The 19,296-nt window shown below is 71.9% G+C and carries 21 protein-coding genes; 13 read left to right on the forward strand and 8 right to left on the reverse strand.

What is annotated here, in order from left to right:
* Positions 1–142 precede the first annotated feature (142 nt).
* The 3 genes from ACOJV7_RS10750 to ACOJV7_RS10760 are packed head-to-tail and all read right to left on the reverse strand — an operon-like array spanning position 143 to position 2,850.
* Positions 143–1,309, reverse strand: coding sequence for an acyl-CoA dehydrogenase family protein (locus tag ACOJV7_RS10750; RefSeq protein WP_420190140.1), 1,167 nt, complete (start codon positions 1,307–1,309; stop codon positions 143–145).
* Positions 1,310–1,351: 42 nt separating this feature from the next.
* On the reverse strand, positions 1,352–2,173 hold the full coding sequence (locus ACOJV7_RS10755) for an SGNH/GDSL hydrolase family protein (protein WP_420190402.1): 822 nt from the start codon (positions 2,171–2,173) through the stop codon (positions 1,352–1,354).
* Positions 2,173–2,850: a uracil-DNA glycosylase gene (locus ACOJV7_RS10760; RefSeq protein ID WP_420190141.1), complete on the reverse strand. Its 678-nt coding sequence runs from the start codon at positions 2,848–2,850 to the stop codon at positions 2,173–2,175. The genes ACOJV7_RS10755 and ACOJV7_RS10760 overlap by 1 nt, the downstream gene beginning before the upstream one ends.
* A gap of 137 nt (positions 2,851–2,987) precedes the next feature.
* On the opposite strand from ACOJV7_RS10760, the gene ACOJV7_RS10765 reads away from it, so the two are divergent.
* Entirely contained in the window at positions 2,988–3,374 is a 387-nt protein-coding gene (locus ACOJV7_RS10765) for an ArsR/SmtB family transcription factor (protein WP_420190142.1), read from the forward strand.
* A 5-nt stretch (positions 3,375–3,379) separates the two neighbouring features.
* A complete protein-coding gene (locus ACOJV7_RS10770; protein ID WP_420190143.1) occupies positions 3,380–3,874 on the forward strand; it encodes an SRPBCC family protein in 495 nt (164 codons plus the stop codon).
* 92 nt (positions 3,875–3,966) lie between these two features.
* Here ACOJV7_RS10770 and ACOJV7_RS10775 read toward each other — a convergent pair whose 3' ends face one another.
* Positions 3,967–4,320 (reverse strand): ArsR/SmtB family transcription factor, encoded by a 354-nt coding sequence (locus tag ACOJV7_RS10775; protein WP_420190144.1) that lies wholly within the window; start codon positions 4,318–4,320, stop codon positions 3,967–3,969.
* Between the two features lie 116 nt (positions 4,321–4,436).
* Between ACOJV7_RS10775 and ACOJV7_RS10780 the strand changes: the two genes are divergently transcribed.
* The 9 genes from ACOJV7_RS10780 to ACOJV7_RS10820 all read left to right on the forward strand — a co-directional run bounded on the left by ACOJV7_RS10780 (position 4,437) and on the right by ACOJV7_RS10820 (position 13,129).
* Positions 4,437–4,919, forward strand: a complete 483-nt coding sequence (locus ACOJV7_RS10780; RefSeq protein WP_420190145.1) for an ArsI/CadI family heavy metal resistance metalloenzyme — start codon at positions 4,437–4,439, stop codon at positions 4,917–4,919.
* On the forward strand, positions 4,916–5,587 hold the full coding sequence (locus tag ACOJV7_RS10785) for an aquaporin (protein WP_420190146.1): 672 nt from the start codon (positions 4,916–4,918) through the stop codon (positions 5,585–5,587). Before ACOJV7_RS10780 ends, ACOJV7_RS10785 begins: the two co-directional genes overlap by 4 nt.
* Entirely contained in the window at positions 5,584–6,003 is a 420-nt protein-coding gene (locus ACOJV7_RS10790; protein ID WP_420190147.1) for an arsenate reductase ArsC, read from the forward strand. Before ACOJV7_RS10785 ends, ACOJV7_RS10790 begins: the two co-directional genes overlap by 4 nt.
* Before the next feature lie 47 nt (positions 6,004–6,050).
* Entirely contained in the window at positions 6,051–6,728 is a 678-nt protein-coding gene (locus tag ACOJV7_RS10795) for an HAD family hydrolase (RefSeq protein WP_420190148.1), read from the forward strand.
* An 89-nt stretch (positions 6,729–6,817) separates the two neighbouring features.
* Entirely contained in the window at positions 6,818–7,132 is a 315-nt protein-coding gene (locus ACOJV7_RS10800) for a DUF3263 domain-containing protein (RefSeq protein ID WP_420190149.1), read from the forward strand.
* Between the two features lie 3 nt (positions 7,133–7,135).
* On the forward strand, positions 7,136–7,600 hold the full coding sequence (locus ACOJV7_RS10805; protein WP_420190150.1) for a hypothetical protein: 465 nt from the start codon (positions 7,136–7,138) through the stop codon (positions 7,598–7,600).
* A 407-nt stretch (positions 7,601–8,007) separates the two neighbouring features.
* A complete protein-coding gene (gene groL / locus ACOJV7_RS10810) occupies positions 8,008–9,636 on the forward strand; it encodes a chaperonin GroEL (RefSeq protein WP_420190151.1) in 1,629 nt (542 codons plus the stop codon).
* 163 nt (positions 9,637–9,799) lie between these two features.
* Positions 9,800–10,582 (forward strand): ABC transporter ATP-binding protein, encoded by a 783-nt coding sequence (locus ACOJV7_RS10815; protein WP_420190152.1) that lies wholly within the window; start codon positions 9,800–9,802, stop codon positions 10,580–10,582.
* Positions 10,583–10,585: 3 nt separating this feature from the next.
* Positions 10,586–13,129: an ABC transporter permease gene (locus ACOJV7_RS10820; protein ID WP_420190153.1), complete on the forward strand. Its 2,544-nt coding sequence runs from the start codon at positions 10,586–10,588 to the stop codon at positions 13,127–13,129.
* 99 nt (positions 13,130–13,228) lie between these two features.
* Here ACOJV7_RS10820 and ACOJV7_RS10825 read toward each other — a convergent pair whose 3' ends face one another.
* Complete coding sequence (locus ACOJV7_RS10825; RefSeq protein ID WP_420190154.1) at positions 13,229–13,519, reverse strand: WXG100 family type VII secretion target; 291 nt, start codon at positions 13,517–13,519, stop codon at positions 13,229–13,231.
* Between the two features lie 126 nt (positions 13,520–13,645).
* Between ACOJV7_RS10825 and ACOJV7_RS10830 the strand changes: the two genes are divergently transcribed.
* Positions 13,646–14,386, forward strand: a complete 741-nt coding sequence (locus ACOJV7_RS10830) for a DUF4031 domain-containing protein (protein WP_420190155.1) — start codon at positions 13,646–13,648, stop codon at positions 14,384–14,386.
* Positions 14,387–14,602: 216 nt separating this feature from the next.
* A complete protein-coding gene (locus ACOJV7_RS10835) occupies positions 14,603–15,217 on the forward strand; it encodes a DedA family protein (protein ID WP_420190156.1) in 615 nt (204 codons plus the stop codon).
* Positions 15,218–15,219: 2 nt separating this feature from the next.
* Here the strand turns inward: ACOJV7_RS10835 and ACOJV7_RS10840 are convergent, their stop codons facing one another.
* From ACOJV7_RS10840 to ACOJV7_RS10850, 3 genes are all read right to left on the reverse strand, one after another.
* Entirely contained in the window at positions 15,220–15,867 is a 648-nt protein-coding gene (locus ACOJV7_RS10840) for an HD domain-containing protein (RefSeq protein ID WP_420190157.1), read from the reverse strand.
* A gap of 12 nt (positions 15,868–15,879) precedes the next feature.
* The gene (locus ACOJV7_RS10845; RefSeq protein ID WP_420190158.1) at positions 15,880–17,736 is read right to left on the reverse strand and encodes a DUF2339 domain-containing protein; all 1,857 of its coding nucleotides are present in this window, start codon (positions 17,734–17,736) and stop codon (positions 15,880–15,882) included.
* An 85-nt stretch (positions 17,737–17,821) separates the two neighbouring features.
* A complete protein-coding gene (locus ACOJV7_RS10850) occupies positions 17,822–19,252 on the reverse strand; it encodes a S1C family serine protease (RefSeq protein ID WP_420190160.1) in 1,431 nt (476 codons plus the stop codon).
* Positions 19,253–19,296 lie beyond the last annotated feature (44 nt).

The following is a 19,296-nucleotide window of genomic DNA, read 5'->3' on the forward strand; positions in this document are numbered from 1 at the left end:
AGGGCGTGGCCCACGGGAAGGAGAAACGTGGTTTTGCCGTCATCGCCCGGACGCGTGTCGGTCACCGGCCGGACCCGGTCGCCCACCTATAAAGAGGTGACCGGGCCGTGTATGAGACGGCCCGGTCTGACGTTGTCGGGGGTCAGCGCAGCACGTGGCGGCTGATGACGAGCCGCTGGATCTGGTTGGTCCCCTCGAAGATCTGGGTCACCTTGGCCTCGCGGAACATCCGCTCGACGGGGAAGTCCGCGGTGTAGCCCGCGCCACCGAGGACCTGGATCGCGTCGGTCGTCACCTTCATCGCGGCGTCGGTGGCGAGGAGCTTGGCCACCGCGGCCTCCTTCGAGAAGGGCCGGCCAGCGTCCTTGAGCCGCGCGGCATACAGGTAGGCGGAGCGCGCCCCCGAGACCGCGGCCTCCATGTCGGCGATGAGGAACGCGAGGCCCTGGTTCGACGCGATCGGGCGGCCGAACTGCTCACGCTCCTTGGCGTAGGCCGCGGCCACGTCGAGCGCCGACTGCGCCAGCCCGGTTGCGGCAGAGGCGATCCCGAGCCGGCCGGCGTCGAGTGCCGACAGCGCGATGGCCATGCCCTGACCCTCGTCACCGATGCGGTTGGCCTCCTCGACGGGAACGCCGTCGAAGATCACCTCGCGCACGGTGTCGCAGTGCAGGCCCATCTTCTTCTCGGGGGCGCCGAACGTCATGGCGTCGGACCCGGCGGGGACGATGAAGCACGAGATGCCGCGCCCGCCGTCGTCGGAGGTGCGCGCGAACGTCGTGTAGTAGTCGGCGTGGCCGGCGTGGCTGATCCACGCCTTGCGCCCCTTGATCGCGTATGCCGTCCCGTCACCGCCGTCGGACCGCGTCGCCTTCGTCGTCATCGACCCCACGTCCGAGCCGGCGAGCGGCTCGGAGAGGCAGTAGGCGCCGAGCTGCTCGCCGGAGAGCATGCCCGGCAGCAGGGCAGCCTGCTGCTCGGCCGTCCCGAACGTCGTCACCGGGTAGGCCGTGAGCGAGTGCACCGAGACGCCGACGGCGACGCTCATCCACGCGGACGCGATCTCCTCGACGACCTGGAGGTAGACCTCGTAGGGCTGTCCGGCGCCGCCGTGCTCCTCCGGGTGCGGCAGCGACAGCAGCCCGGCCCGGCCCAGCGTCCGGAAGACCTCGGTCGGGAAGGACTCGCCCTCGGCTGCGGCGCGCTCGGCGTCGTCGACGCGCGGGCGCAGCTCCTTGTCGCAGATCTCGCGGGTGAGGGCGATGAGGTCGTCACCGTCGGAGGTGGGCATGAGGCGGGTCACCGGCATACCCGCGACTGTAACGCCAGCCCGAGCGGGACCGGACCGGCCTCAGGGACCGTCGACGAAGGGACGCATCGGCGACAGCTCGGGGCGCTTGGGGTCGAGGTGGTCCCCGCTCGACTGGCCCTTCATGCGGCGCTGCACCCATGGCGCGAGGTGCTCGCGGGCCCAGGCGGCGTGGGCGCGCAGCTCCTGGCGCCGCGTCGTCGCGTCGCCCGCGGGCAGCGGTGTGCGCCAGTCCTCCTCGTCGGTGGCGTGACCGAGGGCGGCAAGGGCGGCGAGGGCGACCCGGCGGTGCCCCTCGGTCGTGAGGTGGATGCGGTCGCCGGCCCACAGGCGCCAGTCGCGCAGCGCCGGCATGCCCCAGAGGTTGAGGACGTAGCAGCCGTGGCGCTGGGCGATCGTGAAGATGTTGGCCGCGTGGACCGCGTGGCGACCGCGGAGCGGCTTGAGCAGCCCGGCCTCCTGGGGGTCGACGGGAGTGGCGAGGAGGACGTCGGAACCGTTCTGCCGCAGGCGGACCACGGCGGACTCGAGGCGCTCCATGAGGTCGTTGGTGTCGACCCCGGGTCGCAGGAGGTCGTTGCCGCCGCCGACCATCGAGACGAGATCGGGAGCCATCTGGAGCGCGCTGTCGAGCTGACCGCCGACGACGTCGTCGAGCAGCCGGCCGCGGACGGCGAGGTTGGCGTAGCGGAAGGGCAGGTGCTCGAGCTCGGCGAGGTCGTGCAGCGACTCCGCGAGGCGGTCGGCCCAGCCGATCCAGGAGTCGTCCTTCTCGGGGTCGGGGTCCGACATCCCCTCGGTGAACGAGTCGCCGATGGCGACGTAGGTGCTCCAGACGCGGGTGGGGGTGGACGGGGCGGGGATCACGGCAGTCTCCAGTCGAGCGGTGTGGCTCCCTGCTGCTCAAGGAGGTGGTTGACCCTGCTGAACGGGCGCGACCCGAAGAAGCCGCTGTGCGCCGACAGGGGAGAGGGATGTGGGCTCTCCACACACGGTATGCCGTCCAGCCGGCTCCGCAGCGAGCGCGCGTCCCTGCCCCAGAGGATCGCGACGAGCGGCCCGCCGCGGGCGACGAGGGCGTCGATGGCGCAGTCGGTGACCTGCTCCCAGCCCTTGCCGCGGTGGCTCGCGGGGGTGCCCGGCCGGACGGTGAGGACCCGGTTGAGCAGGAGCACCCCGCGCTCGGCCCACGGTGTGAGGTCGCCGCTCGTCGGTGCCGGGACGCCGAGGTCGCTCTGGAGCTCGGTGTAGATGTTGACGAGGCTGCGCGGGATGGGCCGGACGTCGGGAGCGACCGCGAAGCTGAGCCCGATCGGGTGGCCCGGCGTGGGGTAGGGGTCCTGTCCGACGACGAGCACACGCACCTCGTCGAGCGGCTGCTCGAACGCGCGCAGGACGTGCGCCCCGCCGGGGAGGTAGCCGCGACCGGCCGCGACCTCCGCGCGGAGGAACTCCCCGAGATCGGTGAGCGTCCCCTCCACCGGGGCCAGGGCATGCGCCCACGAGGGGTGGACGATCTCGGCGAGGGGGCGGCTGGTCACGTTCCCCACCGTATCCACGCCCCCACCTCCTTGCGTCTGCGCATCCGGTCGTTCCAGCAACCCCATCCGCGGACGCGGGAGGCTCGTGGGGAAGGGGGGGTTGACAATCTACAACCAATTGGTTGTAGATTGTCCGTATGGCCGAGAACGAGGAGCACGAAGACCGGGCGGACGCCCTCTTCCACGCGCTCGCCGACCGGACCCGGCGCGACATCCTCCGTCGCGTCCTGGCCGGAGAGCACTCGGTGTCGGCACTGGCCCGTGACTACGACATGAGCTTCGCGGCGGTGCAGAAGCACGTCGCCGTGCTCGAGCGGGCCGGACTCGTCAGCAAGCGCCGCAGCGGCCGCGAGGCGCTCGCCAGCGGAGAGGTCGCGGCGTTGCGATCGGTCGCCTCGATGCTGACCGATCTCGAGGCCGTGTGGCGCGGCCGCATCGGGCGGATCGACGACCTCCTCGCCGGTCTCAACGACGCCACGACCGACCCGCAGGACCGTCAGCACGCCCACCACGAGAAGGAGTAGGACCCATGCCCGTCACCGACATCACGACCAACAGCGACGAGCGCTCGATCGCCGTCACGTGCGACTTCGCCGCCCCCGTCGACCGCATCTGGGACTTCTGGACCGACCCCCGTCAGCTCGAGCGCTGGTTCGGCCCGCCCGGATACCCCCTCACCGTCACCTCGCACGACCTGCGCGACGGCGGTCGGGTGACCTACTACATGACGTCGCCCGAGGGTGAGAAGTTCGGCGGCTACTGGGATGTGACGTCCGTCGAGCCCACGAGTCGGCTCGCCTACGTCGACGGCTTCGCCGACGCCGAGGGCAACCCCGCCGAGGGAATGCCGGCCGGCGACACCGTCGTGGAGTTCACCGAGCACGACGGCGGGACGCGGGTCTCGTCGACGACGGTCTACGGGTCGGCCGACGACCTCCAGAAGGTGCTCGACATGGGCATGGAGGAGGGCCTGACCCAGGCCGTCGGCCAGCTCGACGAGGCCCTGCGCGCGGACGCGGCCTGACCTGCCCCCGGGCGACCGCCCGGAACCTGGTGTCGGGGATCCGGGCCCGTCCGAGCATGGACGGCCCCGGATCCCCGACACTCGATCGGGCGTCAGGCGAAGATCGAGCGCACGTCCTCGAGCCGGCTCGGCACGACCCGGAACCACGCCCAGGTGCCGCGCTTCTCGCGCTCGATGAGGCCGGCCTCGGTGAGGACCTTGAGGTGGTGGCTCACCGTCGGCTGGGCGAGTCCGACCGCGGGGGTGAGGTCGCAGACGCAGGCCTCGCCACCGTCGCTGTCGCGGATCATGCTGAGTAGCCGTAGACGCACCGGGTCGGCGACGGCCTTGAGGAGGGCGGCGTTGGCCTCCGCCTGCTCTCGCGACAGCCCGCCGGGCGTCGTGATGCCGCAGCACGCGGCCGCCGCGCTCGTGGTCGCCGCACTCGCGGGCGTCGTGGTGGTCATGCCGGCCCCTCCTCTCGGCTGGGACACAGTGTGCCATCCAAGATATTGACGAACATCAATATATACGGTTTGCTACTCATATCGACGTTCATCAATCTATCTGAAGGGGCCCGCCGATGACCACCACGCCCAGCTCCCGCGTCCAGCTCGCCCTCAACGTCACCGACCTCGAGGCCTCGATCGCGTTCTACTCGGCGATGTTCGGCGTCGAGCCGGCCAAGCGCCGCCCGGGCTACGCCAACTTCGCCGTCACCGAGCCGCCGCTCAAGCTCGTCCTCATCGAGACGAGCGACGACGTCCGGGGGAGCGGCACCGCCGGTGCGCTCAACCACCTCGGCGTCGAGGTCCCGTCAGTCGAAGGGGTGGCCGCCGCGCGCGAGCGCTTCGCGGAGGCCGGGCTCGCGGCCTTCGACGAGAACGACACGACCTGCTGCTACGCCCTTCAGGACAAGGTCTGGGTCCACGACCCGGCCGGGGCGCCGTGGGAGGTCTACACGGTCAAGGACGAGAACCCCACCGGCGCGCGCCCCGCCACCGCGAGCCTCGAGGTCCTCGACGTCTCCGGTCGCCAGCCCTCCGGCGCCGCGTGCTGCACGTGACGGCACTCCCTCGGGCGCTCGCCGCCGAGGTCGTCGGCACCGCAGGTCTCCTCGCCGCCGTCGTCGGCTCCGGCATCATGGCGCAGCGCCTCACCGACGACGTCGGCGTCCAGCTCCTCGCCAACGCCCTCGCCTCGGTGGCGGCGCTCGCGGTCCTCATTGCCCTCGTCGCGCCGGTGAGTGGCGCCCATCTCAACCCCGCCGTCTCGCTCGCCCAAGCCGTTCGCCGCGACCTCCCGTGGCCCCACCTCCCCGGGTATGCCGTGGCACAGGTCGCAGGGGGAGTCCTCGGTGTCGTGCTCGCGAACCTCATGTTCGACCTCGCGCCGCTGGACCTGTCGACGACCGCCCGTCCGGGAGGGGGCCGGTGGCTCGGTGAGGTCGTCGCCACGGCCGGCCTCGTGCTCGTCGTCGGGCACGTGAGTCGCGGCGGTCGGGGCGACCGGGCGCCGTGGCTCGTCGCCGCCTGGATCCTGTCGGCCTACTGGTTCACGTCCTCGACGTCCTTCGCCAACCCCGCCGTGACCATCGCGAGGATGTTCAGCGACACCTTCACGGGAATCGCGCCAGGTTCCGTGCTGCCCTTCATCCTCGCCCAGGTGGCGGGCGCCGCGGTGGGCCTGGCCGGCATACGACTGCTCGTCCCCGACACCCTGGAGAACCCGTGAACGACCGCCCCTCCGTGCTCTTCGTCTGCGTGCACAACGCCGGGCGCTCGCAGATGGCCGCCGGCTGGCTCGAGGCTCTCGGCGGCGGGCAGGTCGAGGTCCGCTCGGCCGGCAGCGCGCCGGCCGACACCGTCAACCCCGCCGCCGTCGAGGCGATGGCCGAAGTGGGCATCGACCTCACCGCCGCTTCGCCCAAGGTCCTCACCGCTGAGGCGGTGCAGGCCTCCGACGTCGTCATCACGATGGGGTGCGGCGACGCCTGCCCGATCTTCCCCGGCAAGCGCTACGAGGACTGGGTCCTCGAGGACCCCGCCGGCAAGGGCGTCGAGTCCGTCCGGCCGATCCGCGACGAGATCCGCGGCCGGGTGGTCGAGCTGCTCGGCACCCTCGGCGTCGTGCCGGTCTCCGGCCGGTGACCGGACGCCCCTGACGGGCCGGTGAGTGGGCGGGGAAGGATGGCCCGGTGACCGCACCCCGCTGGCAGACCATCTTCTTCGACCTCGACGGCACCCTCGCCAACACGATCCCGCTCATCGTTGCGTCATACCAGCACGCCTTCCGCGAGGTGAGGGGCGAGGAGATCGACGAGGTCCGCGCCCGCGCCTGGATCGGCCGTCCGCTCCTCGCCGCCCTGCTCGAGGAGGACCCCGAGCGCGGTCACGACCTCGACCGGACCTACCGCGAGTGGAACATCGCCAACACCGCGCGCCTCATCGAGAGGTATGCCGGCGTGCCGGAGATGCTCGAGTCCCTCACCTCCGCGGGCGCCTCCCTCCACGTCGTGACGAGCAAGCGGCGCGACACCGCACGCCTCGCGCTCGCCGGTGTCGGCATCGACCACCTCATCGACGTCGCCGGCGCCCTCGAGGACACGACCCGTCACAAGCCGGACCCCGAGCCGCTGCTCGAGGCCTCACGCCGGCTCGGGATCGACCCCTCCACGGCGGTCTACGTCGGTGACGCCACCGTCGACATCCTCGCCGCCCGGGCCGCGGGGATGCCGGGCCTCGCCGTGACCTGGGGTGCGGGGGAGCGGGCGGCGCTGGAGGCGACCCTCCCGGAGGCGGTCTTCGACACGGTCGACGAGCTCACGGCATACCTGCTCGACGGGACGGATGTGACTGCTGGGGCACCTGAGTAGGCGGGCGTCACGCCTGTCCAGCGGACACGCCGACCCTAATGACAGCCGTGTCATTCGACCGTTAGGGTGGGTGTCGCAGCCGCCGCTCCATGAAGGGTCGAACCGTGAACGCCGTGCACGAAGAGCAGTCCCCCACGCCCGATGCCTCGGGCCTGAGCGAGCGCGACCGCCGGATCATCGACTTCGAGCGCCAGTGGTGGAAGTACGCCGGGTCCAAGGAGTCGGCGATCAAGGAGCTCTTCGACATGAGCCCGACCCGCTACTACCAGGTGCTCAACGCGCTCATCGACAGCCCGGTCGCACTCGAGCACGACCCGATGCTCGTCAAGCGCCTGCGCCGCCAGCGCGCCACCCGCCAGCGCGCCCGCTCGGCCCGTCGCCTCGGGCTGCAGCCGCAGGGCTGAGCCGTGGCCGAGCTCGACTGGAGCACGCCCGAGGGCCTCGCGGCGATCCGTGACCACCTCGCCTCCCGCATCGAGGGCTGGCGCCCTCCCGTCGCGTATGCCGTCGGGCTGAGTTCCGCGTCGAGCTCGGTCGAGTGGGAGTTCGCCCACGTCAACGTCCCCGGCGGTCGTCACGGGCTGCCTGCGGTCGTCCTCGCCACCGTGCTCGGCCACGACGGGTCCACCGCGACGATCGACCTCACGACCGCCCAGCTCGGCGCGGCCGTCGAGTCGCTCGAGCCGGCGGAGGCGTGCGCGTCGCTCGACCACCCCAACCTCGCCGCGTGGCGGCAGGCGCTGGCCGAGGCCGCGTCGAACCCGGCGCGCTCGCTCGTCGCCGTCTTCGTCGCCGACCTCGACGACCCGGTGTCGTCGGAGGCCGACGGGGCGATGCGCGCGACCTTCGAGGGCCACGCTCCCGCCCTCTGACGCAGTCCCCTGGCCGCGAACGAGCCACAGCTTGGCGAGCGCGTTGCCTGTGCGTGGCTCGCTCGCGCACCTGTGCCTCGCTCGGCCCGTCGTCGAGCGGCGCAGAGCGTGGCGACCGGCGCTGCCAGGGATGCGCCGGTGGTCAGGCTGTGCGCCGGTGACGGCCCGGGCAGGGCGGCCGACCCGCGCGAGGCGGGCGGACGGCATACCCGGATCGTTTGCACTCTCCACCCGAGAGTGCCAATAATGGCGTTAGCACTCTCACCATGAGAGTGACAAAGTTGTATCCCAAGGCCAGACCGGTGAGGGTCGGCACGCGCGCATGACATGAGGCACGCGGGTTCGGCTCGTCCGTCGCGGGCACCACCTGGCCGACACCTTCGATTCGCGTGGGAGGAACCACCCGAATGGCCAAGATCATCGCTTTCGATGAAGAGGCTCGCCGCGGTCTCGAGCGAGGCATGAACACCCTCGCCGACGCCGTCAAGGTCACCCTGGGGCCCAAGGGCCGCAACGTCGTGCTGGAGAAGAAGTGGGGAGCCCCCACGATCACCAACGACGGTGTGTCCATCGCCAAGGAGATCGAGCTCGACGACCCCTACGAGAAGATCGGCGCCGAGCTGGTCAAGGAGGTCGCCAAGAAGACCGACGACGTCGCCGGTGACGGCACGACGACGGCGACCGTCCTCGCCCAGGCGCTCGTCAAGGAGGGCCTGCGCAACGTTGCCGCCGGTGCCAACCCGATGGCGCTCAAGCGCGGCATCGAGAAGGCCGTCGCGGCCGTCTCCGACGAGCTGCTCGCCAACGCCAAGGACGTCGAGACCAAGGAGCAGATCGCTGCCACGGCCTCGATCTCCGCTGCTGACCCCCAGATCGGCGAGATGATCGCCGAGGCCATGGACAAGGTCGGCAAGGAGGGCGTCATTACCGTCGAGGAGAGCAACACCTTCGGCCTCGAGCTCGAGCTCACCGAGGGCATGCGCTTCGACAAGGGCTACATCAGCCACTACTTCGTCACCGACGCCGAGCGCATGGAGACCGTCCTCGACGATCCCTACGTGCTCGTCGTCAACTCCAAGATCGGCTCGATCAAGGACCTGCTGCCCCTCCTCGAGAAGGTCATGCAGTCCGGCAAGCCGCTCCTCATCATCGCCGAGGACGTCGAGGGCGAGGCCCTGTCCACGCTCGTCGTCAACAAGATCCGCGGCACCTTCAAGTCCGTCGCCGTCAAGGCCCCGGGCTTCGGTGACCGTCGCAAGGCCATGCTCGCCGACATCGCCATCCTCACCGGTGGCCAGGTCATCTCCGAGGAGGTCGGCCTCAAGCTCGACACCGCGGAGCTCGACCTGCTCGGCAAGGCCCGCAAGGTCGTCGTCACCAAGGACGAGACGACCATCGTCGAGGGCTCGGGCGACGCCGACCAGATCCAGGGTCGCGTCAACCAGATCCGCGCCGAGATCGAGAAGTCGGACTCCGACTACGACCGCGAGAAGCTCCAGGAGCGCCTCGCCAAGCTCGCCGGCGGCGTCGCCGTCATCAAGGCGGGCGCGGCCACCGAGGTCGAGCTCAAGGAGCGCAAGCACCGCATCGAGGACGCCGTGCGCAACGCCAAGGCCGCCGTCGAGGAGGGCATCGTCGCCGGTGGTGGCGTCGCCCTGCTCCAGGCGGGCAAGGCCGCGTTCGACAAGCTCCAGCTCGAGGGTGACGAGGCCACGGGCGCCAACATCGTGCGCGTCGCGATCGAGGCCCCGCTCAAGCAGATCGCCATCAACGGTGGTCTCGAGGGCGGCGTCGTCGCGGAGAAGGTCGCCAACCTCGACTCGGGTCACGGCCTCAACGCCGCGACCGGTGAGTACGTCGACCTCATCAAGGCCGGCATCATCGACCCGGCCAAGGTGACGCGCTCGGCGCTCCAGAACGCCGCGTCGATCGCCGCGCTCTTCCTCACCACCGAGGCCGTCATCGCCGACAAGCCCGAGAAGGCCGCTCCGGCCATGCCGGGTGGCGGCGACGACATGGGCGGCATGGGCTTCTGATCCCATCCCGCTGAACGGCCTCGGTCGTTCACCCCACTGGAGGGCGGTCTCCCCACGGGGAGACCGCCCTTCGGCGTGGGCGGGGGCGTTCAGGGTCTCCTCAGGGTTCCCTCGGGGAGGAACCCCCTGCCCGTATGCGGTCCGCCCTCCTACCGTTGACGGCATGACCACTGACCTCGCCCCCGACCGCCGTGACACCACGGCGCCCCCGAAGGTGGCCGCCCGTGTCACCGACCTCGTCAAGACCTACGGCTCCGGCGACACCGCCGTCACTGCGCTCAAGGGCGTCAGCCTCGACATCGCCGCCGGGGAGTTCACCGCGATCATGGGCCCGTCCGGCTCGGGCAAGTCCACCCTCATGCACTGCGCGGCCGGGCTCGACTCGGTGACCCGCGGCTCGGTGCGCCTCGGCGACATCGAGCTCACCTCGCTCAAGGAGAAGGACCTCACCCGCGTCCGCCGGGACCACATCGGGTTCGTCTTCCAGTCCTTCAACCTCATCCCGACGCTCAACGCCGAGGAGAACATCCTCCTGCCGCTCTCGATCGCCGGGCGCAAGCCGGACCGCGAGTGGTACGACCTCGTCATCTCGACCGTCGGCCTCGCCGACCGCCTGGGCCACCGCCCCGGCGAGCTCTCCGGCGGCCAGCAACAGCGCGTCGCCTGCGCTCGCGCCCTCGTGAGCCGGCCCGAGATCATCTTCGCCGACGAGCCGACGGGCAACCTCGACTCGACCTCGGGCGCCGAGGTGCTCGGCTTCCTGCGTCGCTCGGTGGACGACTTCGGCCAGACGATCGTCATGGTGACGCACGACCCGGGTGCCGCGAGCTGGACCGACCGCGTCGTCTTCCTCGCCGACGGACGCATCGTCACCGAGCTGCGCGAGCCCACCCCCGAGCGGATTCTCGAGACGATGAAGAGCCTCGACGCGAAGGTGCAGGGCTGACCGATGCTCCGCGCCAGCTGGAAGAGCCTCATGGCCCGCAAGCTGCGGCTGTTCATGAGCGCCTTCGCCATCATCCTGGGCGTCGCGTTCGTCGCCGGCTCCTTCGTCTTCACCGACACCCTCGGTCGCAGCTTCGACTCGATCATGAACAGCACGGTCGGCGACGTCGTCGTCCGACCGGTCTCGGGCGAGGTCGACCTCGAGCAGCAGCCCTCCTCGCAGACGCTGCCGGGCTCGCTCGTCAAGGAGCTCGCCTCCACGCCCGGTGCTGCCCGCGCCGACGGCAACATCACGAACTTCGGCACGTTCGTCGTGGGCAAGAACGGCAAGCTCATCGGCGGCTTCGGTCCCCCCGGTATCGGCGCCAACTACACCGACGGACCCGCGGCCAAGGGGCTGCAGCCGCTCTCGCTCGCCTCGGGCCGGTGGCCCAAGGCCGCTGGCGAGGTGGTCCTCGACGAGAAGACCGCTGACAAGGCGGGCTACCTCGTCGGCGAAGAGGTCAACATCGTCAGCTCGGGCAGCCAGCCGCGCATCGCGGCCCGGCTCGTCGGCATCGCGACGATGGAGGGTGGGACCGCCGGCGCGAGCCTGTCGATCTTCGACACCGCCCAGGCACGCGACCTCTTCATGGAGGGCAAGGACACCTACAACGACATCTGGGTGACCGCCGCGGAGGGCACGACCCAGCAGGAGCTCCGCGACGCGGTCGCGAAGAAGCTGCCCGCAGGCGTCGAGGCGGTCACCGGCAACTCGGCCGCGAAGGCCGCAGCCTCGGACATCCAAGAGGCGCTCGGCTTCATCACGACCTTCCTGCTCATCTTCGCCGGCGTCGCGCTCGTCGTCGGGTCGTTCCTCATCATCAACACCTTCAGCATCCTCGTCGCGCAGCGTTCGCGTGAGCTCGCGCTCTTCCGCGCCCTCGGGTCAACCCGGCGCCAGGTGGCGCGGTCGGTGCTCTTCGAGGCGACCGTCATCGGGCTCGTCGGGTCGGTCATCGGCCTCGGGCTGGGCGTCGTCATCGCCATCGGCATCCGGACGCTCTTCGGCCAGTTCGGTCTCGACCTCAGCGGCCAGTCGCTCATCATCTCGCCGCGCACGGTCATCGTCTCGCTCGTCGTCGGCCTCGTCGTGACCCTCGTCGCCGCCTACCTCCCGGCCCGCAAGGCCGGCAAGGTGCCGCCGGTCGCCGCCATGCGTGACGACGCCGTCCTCGCCGAGAGCGGGATGCGCGGACGGATCCTCGTCGGCACGGCCCTCTCGGTGATCGGCGCGGCACTGCTCGGCACGGGACTCTTCGCTGACGTCCCGAAGCCGACCTACTGGGTTGGCGGGGGCATCCTCGGTGTCGTCCTCGGGATGGCGCTCATCAGTCCGCTCGTCGGCCGGCCGGTCATCGCCGGCATCGGCTGGGTCTATCGCCGGACCTTCGGAGCCGTCGGCCTCATGGCCCAGCAGAACGCCCAGCGCAACCCGCGCCGCACCGGCGCGACCGCCTCGGCACTCATGATCGGCGTGACGCTCGTGTCGATGATGGCGGTCTTCGGGGCCAGCGCGAAGGCGAGCATCGACAAGGCGGTCGAGAAGGAGTTCGTCGCCGACTACGTCGTCTCCTCGGTCGTCGGCACGCCCTTCTCGACGGAGGTGACCAAGGAGCTCGCCGCCGTCGACGGGGTCGGCGAGGTGGCCGCCTTCCGCTGGGACGCCGTCAAGGCCAAGGGCGAGCAACGCGGCGTCATCGGCATCGACCCCGGCCACATCGGCGTCCTCGGTCCGACCCCGATGGTCACCGGCCGCCTCGCGGACCTCACGACGTCGACCGTCTCGGTCTCCCAGGAGCGCGCCAGCGCGGACGGGCTCGAGGTCGGGTCCTCGGTGGACCTCACCCGGGCGGGCACGACGAAGCCGTTCACGGTCTCGGCCATCCACGGGGAGTCGGCCCTGCTGTCCTCGGACTTCCTCCTCAGCCTGCCCGCCCTCGAGTCGCTCGGCGGGCCGAGGACGGACTCGTTCCTCTTCATCACCCGCGACGCAGGGACGTCGGCGACGCAGGTCGGCCGGGACCTCGACACGGCGCTCGCGGACCTGCCGGTCGTCACCGTCAAGGACCAGGGCGAGTTCGCCGACGAGCAGCGCAGCCAGATCAACCAGATGCTCTACCTCATCTACGCACTGCTCGGCCTGGCCGTCATCATCGCGATCCTCGGCATCATCAACACGCTCGCCCTCTCGGTCATCGAGCGGACCCGCGAGATCGGGCTGCTGCGGGCCGTCGGCCTGAGCCGGCGCCAGCTCAAGCGGATGCTGCGGCTGGAGTCGATCGTCATCGCGCTGCTCGGCGCGACCCTCGGCGTCGGTCTCGGCGTGGCCTTCGGGATGGCACTCCAGCGCTCGCTCGCCGACGACGGCATCGACGTCCTCGCCGTGCCGTGGCCGCAGCTCGGGTTCTTCGTGGCCCTCGCCGGACTCGTCGGCATCCTCGCCGCGTGGTGGCCGGGGTGGCGCGCCTCGAAGCTCGACATCCTCCGGGCGGTCACGACGGAGTGAGCCCGCTGCCGAGCGGCAGCGACCACGGGCCAGTGGCGGGAGCGACCTCAGGGGTGTCGCTCCCGCCACCGGTGTCTCGGAGGGTGTCTCAGGTGTGGCTCAGGTGAACATCCGCATGTTCTGCGCCTCGGTCTCGGCGTACTGCGCACCGGCGGCGGCGAGCACCCGACCGATCGAGTCGAGCGAGGCCTGCACCTGGCGCTGGGTGCCCTGCCACTGCGCGACGACACCGTGGAACTGCGTCGCCGCACCGCCCTTCCACGCGTCCTGCAGGGCCGTGAGCCGGGCGAGCATCTGCGCGACCTGGGCCTCGATCTCGCCGGAGATGCGGGTGATGTCGCCGGAGGCCGCGGAGATGCGGTCGGTGTCGACCTGGAACTGCGTTGCCATGGTGGTCCCCTCTGTCCTCGCCGCACCCGATGGTGCGACCTCTGGCACCGACGGTAGGGAGAACCGCCGAGGACGCCGCGGAGTTGTCCACAGCCCTACGCGAGCGGCCCGGCATACGATCGCGGGGTGCTGCTCATCGACCCGCCGGCCTGGCCGGCCCATGGACGTCTGTGGTCGCACCTCGTGAGCGACACATCGTTCGACGAGCTGCACGAGTTCGCGCAGCGGGCCGGCATCCCGCGTCGGGGGTTCGAGGGCGACCACTACGACGTGCCCGAGGAGCGCTACGCCGATGTCGTCGCGGCCGGGGCGGTCCCGATCGACGGTCGCGAGCTCCTCAAACGCCTGCAGCACAGCGGACTTCGCATCCCCAAGCGCACGCGCGAGCGCGTCGTCCTCAGCACCCCGGACGCTCCGTGGCTGCCGCCGGGTGGCCGCGCCGACGTCATCGCCTCCCGCCAGGACGACGCGCCGCCGCGCACCGTCGTCGTCCGGGCGGTGCTCCGCGACGAGCGCGGGCTCCACGTCGTCGAGCGGGCCGACGGGCGCGGGCTCGACCTGCCCACCCGGCCCGTCACCGATGGCGAGCACCCGAGTGACGTCGTCCGCGCGCTCGCCGACGACCTCGGTGTGCGGTCCGAGCGGGCGTCGCTCCTCGGCTACGTGCGCAACGTCGTGCGCGAGCCGGACGCCGGCTACCCCTGGCCGGTCCCGACCGCGTGCTTCGCGCTCTTCGAGCTCCCGGCCGCCGGTCTGGCCGGTGGTCTCTGGCTCCCCGCGGCGCGTCAGCCTGGCGAGCTGGGGGAGCGGCACTGGTGGCCGCTCGTCGCCCCCGGCGCCGACGGTGCCGTCGGCCACGGCCACTGACCTCACGGCGACCCGGGGTCACGCCTGACGGCCCGCCCTGACGTGCGTCCCTGCACGCACCCCTGACATCCGCCCCTGACGCGACCCCGGCCCACTCAGGGTGCAGCCGGTGGCGCACCCCATGGCCGGGAGGAGTGTGGCCGCGCACGATGGAGGAGCAGGAGCGCTCGCCGACCGTCGCCGGGCCCGGAACGCCTGTGCCCAGGGGAGATTCGCGTGTTCGAGGCCGTCAACACCCTCATCGAGCAGAACGCCGCGGCACTGTGGGTCCTCCCCGCTCTGTTCCTCCTCGCGACCTTCGACGCGCTCCTTCCGCCGGTGCCGAGCGAGTCGGTGGTCATCGCCCTCGCCGCGTTCGGTGCGGCCTCGGGGTCGCCGCACCTGCTCGCCCTGAGTGCGGTGGCGGCAGCCGGCGCGTTCGTCGGTGACAACCTCACCTTCACGGTGGCCCGGCGCTCCGGCCTCACCCGGCTGCGGACAAGCCCACGGCCGAAGCTGCGAGCGGGCTTCCTGCGCGCCGAGGCTGAGCTCGAGCGTCGTGGTGCCCTCGCCATCGTCGTGGCTCGTTACATCCCGGTCGGCCGGGTCTGCGTCAACGTCACAGCGGGGGCGGGGTCGTTCTCGCAACGGCGGTTCGTGCTCCTCTCGGCTCTGGCGGCCACCAGCTGGGCGGCCTGGTCGGTCGGCATCGGTGCCCTCGCCGGGCTTTGGGTCGAGCAGAACCCGTTGCTCGGGGCCGTCGGCGGCATCGCGGTCGCCGGCGCCCTCGGGCTCCTCGTCGACCGGGTGCTGCAGCGCCCCGCACGCGTTTCCCGGGCCTCAGGCGCCTGACGTCACGCGGGGTCCGCGAGCCGGTCGAGCTCGCGCCGCAGGTTCCGTCGCGCCGCGGCCTCCCAGTGTCGCCGCGCGTGCTCGGTGAGGTAGACCCAGCCGCGCTCGACGAACGGCGCCAGGATCGCGCTCCGCCCTCGCGCGTAGTCGGCGTCGGGCACCGCGGCGTACTCCCGCCGCACGTCGGCGCAGTAGCCGTCGAACCGGTCCTCGGGCGCCCCGAGGATCCAGAGGTCCGCGTCGTGGAAGGCGGCCTGCGGGCCGCGACGGTCGGTGACGTCGTGCGCCGCCGACGCCTCGACGAGAGCGCAAGTCGTGTCGACGACGTCGCGCCCGACGCCATTGCGGGACAGAGTCGTTCGCGCAAGGTCGGCGCTCAGCCGTTCGTTGTCCGACGGCGTCTCGACGTCGTAGACCGCGTCGTGGAACCATGCCGCGAGGACGACCGACGCCCACTCGGCATCGGTGTCGACGGCCGTGGGGCGCAGCTCGACGAGCGCGGCAACGACCTCGTCGAGGTGGCGCAGGTCGTGGTAGCCGCGGTGCGGCTCGCCCCACCGTCGCTCGAGGTCGTCGTGCACGGAGAGGAGGCCGCGCACGTCACCCCTGACGACTCGCGCGGCCTCCTCCCACATCTCGTCCCGCAGCATGCGGGAAGTCTGTCAGGCGGTCGCCTCCGGCAGGCGCGTCCGCTCCAGTGCCTTCGCGTATGCCGTCCCGCTGGCGAGCAGCAGCAGCCCCGTGACGATGAACGCCACGACCCGCCACAGACCGTCGAGGGTCGCGAGGTCGAAGAGGAAGAGCTTGGCGACGCTCACCGCCGCCAGCCCCAGCCCGAGCCGGACCGAGAGCGCCCGGCGGGACTCGGCGCGCAGGCCGTGCAGGAGCAGCCAGGCCGACGTGAGCATCCAGAGGACGGTGGCGAGGGCGTGGCCGGCGAGGTAGCCGGCTGTCGTGGCGCCCACCGCGTCACCGAGCAGGAGCCCGACGGACACGACGGCGACGGTCGAGATCGCCAGCCCCGCGATGAGGGCCGCGACGCGCGTGAGCCGACGGACCCGGGCGGGGATGCCCCGGACCACGTCGACGCCCCAGGCGCCGAGCGCGGCGACACCCCCGGCCAGCACGCTGTCGAGCAGCGCCGTGGCCGCGTCATGGTTGCGTGCGCTCCAGGCGTCGACGTATGCCGTGGGGTGCGCGAGGTAGGCGACCGAGGCGACCGCCGTGGTCCCGGCGGCGACCCACAGCGTGACGCGCGAGCGCGTCGTGACGGCTGCCGCGGCATACCCGAGGGCGGTCGCGACGATGCCGGTGACGACGAAGCGCTCGGGTGCACCGCTCGTCACCGCGAGCAGGGCAGCGACACCGCTCACGGCGCCGACCGTCGTGGCGAGCGGCGTGGGCACCGGCCCGACCGGCCGCCGCGACGTCACGGCGAGGAGGACCGCGAAGGCGACGGCCACGAGCGCGAAGCCGGTGGTGCGCAACGTCTGGCCGTGGACGCCGAAGCTCGCGAGGAGCGCCACCGCCGACACGGCGACGGTGCCGCAGCCGACGAGGTCGGTGCGGTCGAGGCGGGCTGCGGAGACGGCACCGACGAGGGCGAAGAGGGCGAGCGCGCCCGCGGCCAGGATCGGCAGGCGGGTGGGGGCGGTGAACGTGTCGTCCTCCGCCACCATGCCGAGGAGGACGAGACCGGTCGCGGGGACCGTCCGCGCGACGGCGAGCGAGGGCCAGCCGCGATCACCGCGGACGAGCAGGGCCGCACCCGAGAGCACGACGACGAAGAGCGACACGTCGTTGCCCACGCCCTCGGTGACGACGGGCGCGAGAAGGGTGGCGCCGAGGACGGTGATGACGGCGAGCAGCTGGCGGTCCCAGCGCCGCGCCAGGAGGAGCCCCGTGACGGCGACGACGGCAGCGATGGCGAGACCGGCGGTGCGGGGGACCCAGCCGTAGACCGTGGTGACGGCGACGACGTCGAGGTAGCCGGCGGCATACCCCGTGGCTGCGATGGCGACCGGAGCGACGCTGGCGCGTCCGCGCGCGGTCTCGCGGGCACGGACGACGTGGGCGGCAGTGACGAGCCCGACGGCCAGGGCCACGCCGAGCGCGACGCGGAGCTCGGGGACGAACCAGCCCTGCTGCATCGCCAGCGCGAGGAGCAGGGCGACACCGATGAGGGTGACGACGGCACCGGCGAGGGCGAGGACCCGGGTGACGGCCCCCTCGCGCTGCCACCAGGACGGCTGGGCCGGGAGCGGGGCCGGGGCTGGGGCCGCCGGGGTGGCTGCCGCGGGCGCCGGGCGGGGCATGGGAGCGACCGGTGCGGTGGCCGTGGGCGGAGGGCCGGGGACGGGCTGCGCGTGGGGTGACACCCACGTCTCGGGAGCGGCGGCCGTCTGGACCTCGAGGGAGGCGCGGAGGCGGGCGAGCCCGTTGCCGACGGCATACATGCGGTTCATCGCGTCGGCGAACTCGTTCTCGAGGCGCCGCACGTCCTGCAGCTGATCGTTCATGGTCCGAGTCTGGAACGACGAGTACCCCGACTCCATGAGTCGGGGTACTCACCGTGACCCACCCGCGTGAGGGGTTCCGGCCGCGTCAGCTCGTGGGAGCGGCGACGAGGGTCGCCGAGATCTCCTGGCTCTTGCCGTCTCGGAGGACCGTGAGCTTGACCGTGTCGCCGACGGAGTACTCGCGGATGTGGGCGACGAGGGACTCGGCGGAGTCGACCCGCTCGCCGTTGACCTCGGTGATGACGTCGCCGGCCTCGAGCCCCGCCTTCTGCGCGGGGGTGCCGGGCTGCACCGTGCGGACCTGGGCACCGGCGCGGGTGGCGCTGCCGTCGGAGGCGGTGCCGTCGGTCGGGCCGACGCCGAGGTAGGCGTGCTCGGCGGTGCCGTCGGCGATGAGCTGCTCGGCGATCGACGCGGCCTCCTTGACCGGGATGGCGAAGCCGATGCCGATGTTGCCGCCTTGCGAGGAGCCGGAGGAGCCGAGCGAGGCGATCGAGGAGTTGATGCCGACGAGCTGGCCGTTGGCGTTGACCAGGGCGCCGCCGCTGTTGCCGGGGTTGATCGCCGCCGAGGTCTGGATGGCGTTGGTGACGACCGGCTCGCTGCTCGACTGCTGCTGCTGCTGGCCGAACGGGTTCTGCTGCTGCGGCTGCTGCTCGGCGGCCTCGGTGGTCACGGGGCGGTTGAGGGCGCTGACGATGCCCGTGGTCACCGTGCCGGCGAGGCCGAGCGGGTTGCCCACGGCCATGACGGGGTCGCCGACCTTGAGCGCGTCGGAGTCGCCGATCGAGATGGGCTGGAGGTCGTCGGGCGCACCCTCGATGGTGACGACCGCGAGGTCGGTCGAGGGGTCGGTGCCCTGGATCCTGCCCTTGAAGGTGCGGCCGTCGGCGAGCGTCACCGTGAGCTGCTGGGCACCGGCCACGACGTGGTTGTTGGTGAGGATGTGGGCGTTGTCGTCGATGATGACGCCCGACCCCTCGCCGCTGTCGGTCTTGATGGCGACGACGCTGGGCGACACTGCCGAGGCGGTGGCCGTCCAGTTCGGCGACTGCGGGTTGCTCTGCGAGACCGGCGCGGTCTGGGTGCCGCGACCCAGGCTGGAGGAGGAGGACGCAGTGGAGGGGGACTGCGCATCCTGCGACCCCAGCTGGGTCGCGGCGTAGGTGCCTCCCGACGCGAGTGCGGCGGTCAGCGCAGCCACCGTGACGAGCTCACCCATCCGGCGCCGCCGCTGCGGCGTCGGGGGCTGGCTCTGCGGGGCTGTTCCCGGGGCCGGTGGCGGGGGGAACACCGGACCGGCGGGCTCGTGGGCGCCGTACCACGTGGTCGGCGCGGGCTGTGAGTGATGAGACGAGAAGGCGTCGTGCGCGCCGCGGTCCGGTGCGACCGGCGTGTGCTCACGCGTCGTCTGCTGCGCGAGCGTCTGGGTCGGGGCGGAGGCCCCGGGACCCTGGGGAGCCTCGGGGGTCGGTCCGGTCGGCTGTCCGGTCGGTCCGGGCTGCTGGTCGCTCATCGTCTCTCCTTCGTCGGTGTGGCACCTACTACTCAAGTGCAACG

This window comes from Knoellia tibetensis, assembly GCF_048606415.1.
Classification (GTDB): Bacteria; Actinomycetota; Actinomycetes; order Actinomycetales; family Dermatophilaceae; genus Knoellia; species Knoellia tibetensis.

Coding starts and splice junctions, on each gene's coding strand:
- ACOJV7_RS10775 (WP_420190144.1), bottom strand. CDS start 4,320: ATGACCACCACGACGCCCGCGAGTGCGGCGACCACGAGCGCGGCGGCC.
- ACOJV7_RS10765 (WP_420190142.1), top strand. CDS start 2,988: ATGGCCGAGAACGAGGAGCACGAAGACCGGGCGGACGCCCTCTTCCAC.
- ACOJV7_RS10800 (WP_420190149.1), top strand. CDS start 6,818: ATGAAGGGTCGAACCGTGAACGCCGTGCACGAAGAGCAGTCCCCCACG.
- ACOJV7_RS10820 (WP_420190153.1), top strand. CDS start 10,586: ATGCTCCGCGCCAGCTGGAAGAGCCTCATGGCCCGCAAGCTGCGGCTG.
- ACOJV7_RS10770 (WP_420190143.1), top strand. CDS start 3,380: ATGCCCGTCACCGACATCACGACCAACAGCGACGAGCGCTCGATCGCC.
- ACOJV7_RS10840 (WP_420190157.1), bottom strand. CDS start 15,867: ATGCTGCGGGACGAGATGTGGGAGGAGGCCGCGCGAGTCGTCAGGGGT.
- ACOJV7_RS10815 (WP_420190152.1), top strand. CDS start 9,800: ATGACCACTGACCTCGCCCCCGACCGCCGTGACACCACGGCGCCCCCG.
- ACOJV7_RS10780 (WP_420190145.1), top strand. CDS start 4,437: ATGACCACCACGCCCAGCTCCCGCGTCCAGCTCGCCCTCAACGTCACC.
- groL (WP_420190151.1), top strand. CDS start 8,008: ATGGCCAAGATCATCGCTTTCGATGAAGAGGCTCGCCGCGGTCTCGAG.
- ACOJV7_RS10825 (WP_420190154.1), bottom strand. CDS start 13,519: ATGGCAACGCAGTTCCAGGTCGACACCGACCGCATCTCCGCGGCCTCC.
- ACOJV7_RS10750 (WP_420190140.1), bottom strand. CDS start 1,309: ATGCCGGTGACCCGCCTCATGCCCACCTCCGACGGTGACGACCTCATC.
- ACOJV7_RS10850 (WP_420190160.1), bottom strand. CDS start 19,252: ATGAGCGACCAGCAGCCCGGACCGACCGGACAGCCGACCGGACCGACC.
- ACOJV7_RS10845 (WP_420190158.1), bottom strand. CDS start 17,736: ATGAACGATCAGCTGCAGGACGTGCGGCGCCTCGAGAACGAGTTCGCC.